The 8,372-nt window shown below is 54.0% G+C and carries 6 protein-coding genes and 1 pseudogene; 4 read left to right on the plus strand and 3 right to left on the minus strand.

All coding sequences use genetic code 11. The annotated features are described in order from the left end of the window. Positions 1 to 351: 351 nt before the first annotated feature. Positions 352 to 705, minus strand: a pseudogene (locus AC2FLA_RS22115) (helix-turn-helix domain-containing protein); the annotation flags it as partial. A gap of 265 nt (positions 706 to 970) precedes the next feature. On the opposite strand from AC2FLA_RS22115, the gene AC2FLA_RS22120 reads away from it, so the two are divergent. From AC2FLA_RS22120 to AC2FLA_RS22135, 4 genes are all read left to right on the plus strand, one after another. Beyond that, positions 971 to 2,176, plus strand: coding sequence for a YcaO-like family protein (locus AC2FLA_RS22120; protein ID WP_496725368.1), 1,206 nt, complete (start codon positions 971 to 973; stop codon positions 2,174 to 2,176). Further along, positions 2,173 to 3,531, plus strand: coding sequence for a TfuA-like protein (locus tag AC2FLA_RS22125; RefSeq protein WP_496725370.1), 1,359 nt, complete (start codon positions 2,173 to 2,175; stop codon positions 3,529 to 3,531). The genes AC2FLA_RS22120 and AC2FLA_RS22125 overlap by 4 nt, the downstream gene beginning before the upstream one ends. Beyond that, positions 3,518 to 4,813 carry a gluzincin family metallopeptidase gene (locus tag AC2FLA_RS22130; RefSeq protein ID WP_496725372.1) on the plus strand — a complete coding sequence of 432 codons (1,296 nt, stop codon included), beginning with the start codon at positions 3,518 to 3,520 and terminating at the stop codon, positions 4,811 to 4,813. Before AC2FLA_RS22125 ends, AC2FLA_RS22130 begins: the two co-directional genes overlap by 14 nt. Positions 4,814 to 4,962: 149 nt before the next feature. Continuing rightward, entirely contained in the window at positions 4,963 to 5,538 is a 576-nt protein-coding gene (locus tag AC2FLA_RS22135) for a hypothetical protein (RefSeq protein ID WP_496725374.1), read from the plus strand. 57 nt (positions 5,539 to 5,595) lie between these two features. On the opposite strand, the gene AC2FLA_RS22140 is transcribed toward AC2FLA_RS22135, so the two are convergent. Next, on the minus strand, positions 5,596 to 7,365 hold the full coding sequence (locus AC2FLA_RS22140) for an adenylate/guanylate cyclase domain-containing protein (RefSeq protein WP_496725376.1): 1,770 nt from the start codon (positions 7,363 to 7,365) through the stop codon (positions 5,596 to 5,598). Positions 7,366 to 7,459: 94 nt separating this feature from the next. After that, the gene (locus tag AC2FLA_RS22145) at positions 7,460 to 8,062 is read right to left on the minus strand and encodes a GNAT family N-acetyltransferase (protein ID WP_496725378.1); all 603 of its coding nucleotides are present in this window, start codon (positions 8,060 to 8,062) and stop codon (positions 7,460 to 7,462) included. Between the last annotated feature and the right edge of the window lie 310 nt (positions 8,063 to 8,372).

Below are 8,372 nucleotides of genomic sequence, written 5' to 3' on the forward strand. Positions count from 1 at the left end.
CAGACATGGTCACCGCTCGATTTTCGAACCGTGAATCACGCAGCCAAGCGGAAATCAATGGGTCCTGACCCTAGGGCTTGGGCCCGGTGCGCCTCGCGAATGCTGACCGCTTCCGCGCGCCGAGCCTCTTCAATGTTTCGTTCGTTAATACGCTCTTGCGCCGCGATATTGCGCTTGTTTGCTCGACTTTCCGCCCGTTTGTGCAAAAAACCACCTATCAGCGACAGAACCATTATTCGCCCCTCGATTTGTACCAATCTATAAGTGCGTCTACGTAAAACAGGCACACCGCGATCAGGGCCGCGCCGAGCGCGTGTTCCTGATCTGTGGTCAGCATGACTTTTGCGCCGATCCATCTTCCACCATCCATTTGCGCAAAGTCTCGCGCGAAACCCTGATGCCATGATGCTCAGCTAACTTCTCTGCGGCCTATGTAGGTCCGAAATCGGAATAGCTCTCTTTGACCAATGCCAAGGCATAATCGCGCTTTGCTCTGTGAATCTGATTGTTTGGAGGTTTGCCGCGCGCCCTATGCCGGATCGCAGCAGCTCCATCCAGGCGATACCTCTTCAGCAGCCGAAACACTTGGCGCCGCGTCAAATCCAGCAGTTTCTCAGCATTATCAATGGTCAAGCGGCCATCATCGACCTGCGCCAATACATCCACACGATTCAACTCGCGCTCGCTCATCATCACCCACCCCATGCCCGATCTTCCTCAATGATTTTTGAGGGTAGAGTGACATTCCTGAATTGCTCGTGGGTGACATTTTAGCTTTGCGGCTACACAATTAGGTCGCGCATAATCTATCTTATGTTAAATAGATGGTTGTAAGTATTCGGCTGCACGTTTCGAATATTACCACTAGAAACCAGCAAGGTTGACCCACACGAATTCATCTACCATCCTATTTGCGTATAGCTTGTTTTATTGTGCGAACCTGCACGTTTGTTTTGGCAAGGTCGATGAAATGACCGATAGTTCACAAAAGACCTACGTGCATGACACTCATCGTCTGCGCGACCCCGTGCAGACCCTAAGCATTGTGCAACCATTTCTACGGGAAATGGGTATAACTCGGATCGCGAATCTGACCGGCCTGGATCGGATCGGTTTGCCTACCGTCATGGTTGCTCGTCCCAATTCCAGATCCGTTGCGGTGTCACTTGGTAAAGGACTGTCGCTGCAGGCAGCGCAAGCTTCGGGCGTTATGGAAGCGATCGAATCCTGGCATGCCGAACGTGTGCGACTTCCGCAACGGCTTGCCCGACATACCGATTTGGCTGATGAAGCGACCGTTGTGGATGTGGAACGATTGCCTAAGGTCACCGGCGCGCAATTTGATCCCAACGGCAACATGCTGTGGGTTGAAGGCCGGGATTTGAAAAGCCAACACGCCTGCTGGGTCCCGCTTGAGATGGTGGACACTGACTACACTTCTGCTCCACTCGCCGGACAACGCGCCTTTCCCAGAACAACAAACGGTTTGGCTTCGGGCAATAATGATGCCGAAGCGAGTTGTCATGCGATTTGCGAATTGATTGAGCGCGATGCAACGACGCTGTGGTCTCATCAAACCACGACTGCGCGCGTTGATCTCGGCACTGTCGACGACCCACGATGTCAGGTGGCCATTGAAAAAGTCACCGGGGCAAATCTGGAGATAGGGGTGTGGAACACCACGTCGGATATCGGAATTGCCAGTTTTCGGTGCGTGATCTGTGAGGCCGGCGGGCAGTCTGGTCACATCGGCATCGGCGACGGGTGCCATCCGGATCGTGCAATCGCGTTGCTGCGCGCTGTGACAGAGGCTGCTCAGACTCGGCTGACCTATATTTCGGGCGCGCGCGATGATCTGGATCCGGAAGAATTCACTGACCAGGCGCAAACGGATCGGTGTAGATATGTGCGGGATCTGATCGATCGTGCCCCTCCGACAGAGAATTTTCAGGACTGCCCGACGCATTCAACCAAGACATTCGAGGATGATCTGGCTTTGCTGTTAATCAGGTTACAGGCCGTCGGGGTTTCTCAGGTGGTGATCGTGGACTTGTCTCGGCCTGAATATGATCTATCGGTTGTTCGGGCGGTCATACCAGGCTTGGAGGCGCCACATGACGATGCGGACTACGTACCGGGCTTAAGAGCACTGCAAATCAGGCAGGAAACCGCATGACCGTCGTTGTATTTGTGGGCCCTACCCTGCCAGCACACGAAGTCACGGCACAATTGAATGCCGCGATTCTGCCTCCTGTTCAGCAGGGTGATGTTTATCGGGCAGCCAAGGATCAACCGCACGCCATTGGGATAATAGATGGGTTCTTCGAAGGTGTGCCGTCAGTCTGGCACAAGGAAATCTTGTGGGCGATGGAACAAGGGATACCGGTATTTGGCAGCGCCAGCATGGGTGCCCTGCGTGCAGCGGAACTTGCCGAATTTGGAATGATCGGTGTTGGCGGGATCTATGAGGATTACCTCAGCGGCGTTTTGCAGGATGACGATGAGGTCGCGGTTCTTCACAGCCCGGCAGAGCTGGGATTTCAACCGCTCAGTACACCGATGGTGTCTATCCGAGCCACAGTCAAACAGGCGCAGGCTCAGGGGATTTTACCTTCTGAAAGCGTCGCCACTATCCTAGAGCATGCGAAATCCAGACACTATAGGCACCGCATCTGGCAGGACATCGGCAAAGAGTTAAGCGATCTGCCCGGAATAGCGGCCTTTTTGGATTGGCTGCCCGACGGCCAAATTGATGCCAAGGCAGATGACGCCCGCGCGATGCTGGCCCTTATGGCGGATTGCCTGTCGCGGGGCACCCTACCCCCAATTCCCGTAACGCGGACCGAACCAACATTGGTGTGGAAACAGTTGCGCAACCGCATCGACACCAACGAAGCAAAGAACCACGCGGTGATCGACGAGTTGAGGTTAGACCCGGAACTGTTCGCCGAATTGCGCAACCGCGCAGTGCTGAGCGTGATGGCACAGGAAGAGGCCGCCGAGCAGGATCGGCAACCTGATCGTGACGCCCTGATCCGGCAGATGACGGACCACAGGGCCATGGCTGGATTGTCTCATAAAACGCATTTGATGAAATGGTTGACCGCCAATGATCTGAACCTTGCGGAATACGAGGACATACTGGCGGATGCCGCCCGGGTCGATGCGACGGTCGCCGCGCGTTTGACGCAGTTGGAAGGGCCATTGCTGGCCGAACTGAAACGAACCGGAAATTACACCGATCTACGGGAACGGGCGGCCGCCAAGGAAAAAGCTGCGATTGTGAATGGGCAACTTTCGGGCGCAGATCGTCTGCGAATGGTCGTGTGGTATTTTGAAACGCGCCTTAATCGGGACGTGCCGGATAACCTGGACAGCTACGCAACCTCGCTTGGCCTATCCGGGCGCGCGGCACTTGGTGAGTTGATCGAAGCAGAGTATTTGTTTTGCCACAGGAGTGCCTGTGCGGACGTCCCAAAAAGCAAGGTGACCTCCGCCCGGCACGAGGGGTCGATTGATGAACACACATGAGACTGTAAGCGACGAAGAACCCGGAACACGGTTCCTGCTGTATCCGCAATCACCTTTTCTGGAACCGGGCGCGCAACCGGAGCTTATCGAAATTTCAGCACCGCAAGGCAGCATCGGGCCAGGGCCGTCTGGTCCGCGCATGTACACCGTCAATCCTGTCGGCAAAACCACACCTTACGGCGCCATCGTTCCCGGTCCGAATGGACCGGGTATGTATCTGCCACCTTGGGACGGATACATCCAACCGCCCGCGATGCCCGATGAGTTTGGCAATTTCTTTCATATTGCCCCATCCGACCCCTCATTTGAGGCGGCGCATTTGTTCGGGTCGGCCCATTTTACAATGGATGTGTGGCAAGGTTATTTTGATCGACCAATCCCGTGGCATTTCGCGCCTGATTTCGACCGGCTTGAACTGTCCCTGCTACCCAGTCTGGACAACGCACATATTGGCTGGGGGTTTCTGGAAACGGGCGGCACACACGAACATGGAGATGAGTACCGCCCATACAGCCTGAACTTTGACGTTGTCTCCCATGAAATTGGACATGCCATTATCTATAGCGTCATCGGCATGCCGTCAGACGGGGATGCGTCGGGCGAATATTATGGATTTCACGAGTCCGCTGCCGATATGGTCGCCCTTCTTGCGTCGCTGCATTTTGGTTCGGTTGTTGACGCACTGTTAAAAAACACGCGGGGCAACCTGTACACCTTCAATCGTCTGAACCGGTTTGCCGAACTGGGGGAAAACGCGCAAATCCGAATTGCCGCCAACACCCGGTCCATGTCAGAGTTTGCGGCCGGTTGGACCAGCGAACACGATCTGTCCGAACCGTTGACCGGAGCGATGTTCGACATTTTCGTAGACATTTATCACGAGCGCCTGCTGCTGCATGGACTGATCTCGCCCGAAGAAGAACACCTGTCCGATCAGCTGGAAGATTCTCCGGATTACAGCGAGGTTATGCAGGGTGTGTTCGATGCCCGTTATGCCGAAAACCCCGAAGGTTTCCGGATTGCTTTGCTTGAGGCGCGCGATTTTCTGGGAACCTATCTGGCCGACACATGGGAGCGGCTGGATGCAGATATGCTCAGCTATTTTGGTGTTGAAAAGGCCCTGCTGGCGGTCGATCAGGAAATCACAGGCGGTGCGTTTCGCAACATCATCGAAGGCAACTTCCGCATGCGTGATATTGGTCTGACATCTGCCGGCCCACGTCTTCCCGATCCCGAAGAAGACAGCCACTCTGCTTCGGTTCGTACGCAGGTGCCGGAATAACGTGTAAAATCCTTTATTTTTAAGCGGTTTTATGGCATGCAATCGGAAGAAGATTATTGGAACGCATTTGCTCGAATATTTTTCGAGTTTATTTTGAGGGGGAGATGAGGGTTCTGGCTTCGTCGATCCCATAATTGGGAGAGAGAGATATGCCTGAATCCTTGCTCAGTTTTTCAGAAGTGTTGATATATGGCCGTGAGCTCGAAGATTTAGAATACAAACGTATCCCGTCCAAAGGAAAGGGCGCCAACAAGCATCTCGACGATCAATTTGGGGTGGAAAAAGGGGAGAAAGGTCCTCGGTTCGCCAAGATTTATGGCTTTGCCTTTGAGGGCACCTATTACGATATGCCGGAGCCGGTGATTTTTCTGGTTCATGGTAAAGGTGAGCTGGTCGCTGATCCCAATAAGCCTGCAGACGACGCATCCCGAGCGCCGCAAGACCCGAGTATTGGCGGCGTCGCAGCGGCCGACTATCAGGTCGCCGATGGCATCCGCGTCTGGCGGTACGACAAATCTGACCAGACCATGCGTATGGACGTGATGGCCGGTCAGTTCGAACAAGTCCTGTTGGACATCTATTTCGGCTTTGACAGCCCAGCTATTAGCGGTGCCAAAGTCAGCGGCGCGAAAGTAAGTGGGGCCAAGGTCAGCGGCGCCAAAGTCAGTGGCGCGAAGGTGAGCGGTGCCAAAGTCAGCGGCGCAAAAGTACGCGGCGGCGACTAAGCCCGGTTTGCAGAATAATATTCAGGGGCACCCGATTGTGGGTGCCCCTTTGCATTTTTAGAACCCGGCCTTTTTCAGACCTTCCACAAAGTGCTGCGTATCTTCCTCTAGCCGATCCGGTTGAACGGTTGTCCACCGGGCCAGCGAAAAGTTCGGATGCGCCTCGCGGTGCTTTTCCCTTATGAGGCGGGCCATGTCCGTTTGACCCAGCTGAGCATAGCTGGCGGCCAGCATACGCTGCCCCTCGGTCGGATTGTTCATCTTGTTGACCGTCTCAATTACATCCTCATAGCGTCTGAGGTTGTAATACGCTCCGCCCAGGTGCCAAAGGTATTGATCAGGGAAATAGGGATTAAGGCGCATTGCCTGCTGAAGATGCGTTATGGCCGTTTCGTTGTCACCCGAATGGGCTAGCGCATCAGCAAAGTCAGAATGCATATCCGCATCATTTGGGTTTAACGCCAGCGCCCTCTGATAGGATTGGATGGCTGCGTCATGCTCTTTGCGGTAAAGGTGCACATAGCCCAATTCGCCGAAACCACGCGCGTCGGTCGGGTCCAGCTCAATCGCGCGCTGTGCCAACATCAGCGCCTTTTCCAGCGATTGTGACGGCTCTTCGGCCCAGGAATAACGCCAGTCGATATTTAGAGTTCGCGACAGCGCTGCTGCAGCACGGGCATACCCCTCGTCCCGTTCAAGGGCTGATTGATAGAAATTCTGTGCCTTGCGGTTGTCGTTTCGGGTGTATTTGAAGATGTGGTGCTGGCCTTGCAGGACCGAACCATAGGCCTCAAGATCGTTTGGAATCGCCTGAATCATTCGCTGCTTTTCATGCGACTCTATCATCACCGCAGTGGCCGCCACAATGCACTCTGTGACCTCATCAAGAATGTCGAAAATATCGTCAATCTTGCGATCGAACCGTTCGCCCCAGATTGTGCGCTCGGTGTTGGCATCAATCAACTCGGCGGAAATCCTGATCCTACTGGCTGACCGACGTACACTGCCGCGCGCGACATAGCGGACATTCAGCTTTTGCGCCGCCTCTTTCGGAGGCATCGACTGTGTCCTGAAGAAAAATGACGAGTTCCGGGCGATGATAAAAAGGTTCCGGAACTTGGACAGATTCATGATGATGTCGTCCGTAAGACCTTCGGCGATCCAGCTGTCGGACTCATCGCCGCCAGAGCTGCTGAAGGGCAGAACGGCCACCGACGGCGTATCCGGCCGTTCGAGTATGTCCCCTTTCAAATCCGGGCGCATCGTGCCAGCCATGGTCGCGCCGGCCACTTCGCTGCGGACGCAGTAGGTCGAGACAGGATTCATGATGTTCTTGAGCTGTTTTGGCCCCAGAAACTCGTACCCAAAGCGCAGGCGATTGCAGACCTGATCATACACGGCAGAGCTGACATAGACCCGCTCAGGCTCGGCTATTTCTTGCAACCGGGCCGCGATATTGACGTTGTCACCATGAATGCCACGCTCGTCTATCAGTATCTCACCAAGGTGAATCCCGGCCCGGAACTTGATTCGCTGATCCTGCGCGCGGGTTTTATTCTGATCGCTTGCGATTTGATGCAATTCGACCCCGAATTCCACGGCGCTAGTGGCAGTTTCGAACAGGGCCAAAATCCCGTCCCCACGTACCTCAACCACTCGGCCGTTGTACTTTGCGCACGATGCCTCAAGCAAAGAAATCAATGCTTTCAATTCATTATAGGTATCCAGCTCATTCTCGCTCATAAGCCGGGAGTATCCTACGACATCGGCGAACAATACTGCGCCAAGCCGTTGAGTAATTGGAATGTCAGAAATTGTCGTACTCACAAGTGTTACTCTTTTTTCGGATTCATAGCGGACCCGTAACCAACATATATCAAAAAACGTTTTTGACGACCGAAGCAGTTTTGATCGGAACTGATCACACCTCTGCGATCTGAGGCGGCCATGACCAGGCGGCGCAATCATTCGGCCCCAATGTCACGACCGTATTCGCATCCAGTTCCTGTGCCAGAACGTTTCGGCGAACCATCCACTCGGATTTCAGAATGCCCACAACAACCATATCCTGGAACTCACCTTCGGCGAACCACGCTTGACGCATCGTCCCTTCAATCTGGAATCCTATCTTGGCAACAAGATCACGGCTGTGATGATTGTCCTCACGATAATAAGACGTTATGCGGTTCAGCCCCAGCTGTCGAAACGCCAGGTCCAGCACCAAAGCGGATGCCCGAAGCCCGACGCCGGATCTACGCATTGCCTTGTTGACGAAAACTGCAACCACTGCATCGCGATTGATGTTCGAGATAGACTCGAGCCCGGCCAGCCCAACGGCCTCACCTGCGGACGACTCGACGATAAACCAACATTTGCGGCTGGCATCAGAAGACGTAAATGAATCTTTCCAAAATTCTTCGGCATGCGATGTATTGAGGGGCACGCGCGTCGTACGATCGAAACGCGCAAGGTCTTCAACGTCCTGAAACCAACTCAGAACGGAATCCAGATCTGCCCTTTCCATCGGACGCAACCTGAACGTGTTTTGTGAATTGTTGCTCACGATAAATAGTACCTTTGAAAGAAATCAGTAAAATCTGCTCGGACCCTAACACAAAAATTTAGAAATTACGAAATGAGATTACGGTACCTTTGCCCTCTGTTTATTCACCGCAAGATTTGAGTTTTTGAAGCAGTGGGGCGATAAGTGTGCTGCCCGGTCAAATGCAACTGAATTTCCCATCCACACCTCTGTTTGCTAGGGTCAGGACTCATAGCCAATAGATAACGAGTGCTGCGAGGGCGATTGCTGACAGGAAGACCTTCGGGCACCT

It is taken from the genome of Ruegeria sp. CDSA033 (genome assembly GCF_059612305.1).